The sequence below is a fragment of the Bartonella capreoli genome (genome assembly GCF_902813205.1).
GTDB classification, from domain to species: Bacteria; Pseudomonadota; Alphaproteobacteria; order Rhizobiales; family Rhizobiaceae; genus Bartonella; species Bartonella schoenbuchensis.
Window position 1 is genome coordinate 1 of record NZ_CADDZX010000195.1, and the last position, 460, is coordinate 460.

Annotated in this window: 2 pseudogenes; both read right to left on the reverse strand. The window is 37.6% G+C overall.

What is annotated here, in order from left to right:
* Window positions 1-182 (reverse strand): annotated as a pseudogene (locus tag J7R05_RS09680) (beta-barrel domain-containing protein); the annotation flags it as partial.
* Window positions 183-194: 12 nt separating this feature from the next.
* Window positions 195-460: pseudogene (locus J7R05_RS09415) on the reverse strand (hypothetical protein); the annotation flags it as partial.

Genomic DNA, 460 nt, shown 5'->3' on the forward strand with positions numbered 1-460 from the left:
ACATCCGTTGTCACAGTCATGCCAGGGATAAATTTAAGATGTTTGTTATTCAAAGTGATGTGATCTTGGTCAATTTTGATTAAAACAGCGTAGGCACCATTAATTTCTTTATCATAGCGCGCTGTAGCGCCTACATTAACGACTGTACCGTGGATAACACCGAAACGTTCAGGTGGAAAGGCAGAAAACTTTACTTAAGCACATTGCTTACTTTCCAAAAAAACAATGTTTTGATTATCAAAAAACGTTTCAACAATAAAGGTCCCCCATCTCAGAACCAATTCGTAAAATTTTCCTGCCTCTACAAGACCACTCAAAGTGTGGATACTTAAATCATTAATGTGTCTATCAACGAAGGCATAGAGTGATAAGTGGTCACGGCGGTATTGAGTGCTGTCAAGCTTTACTTTTAAATTCTGAAACATTATTCTGTTTCGCACGAAAATTGCTAATAACGAGC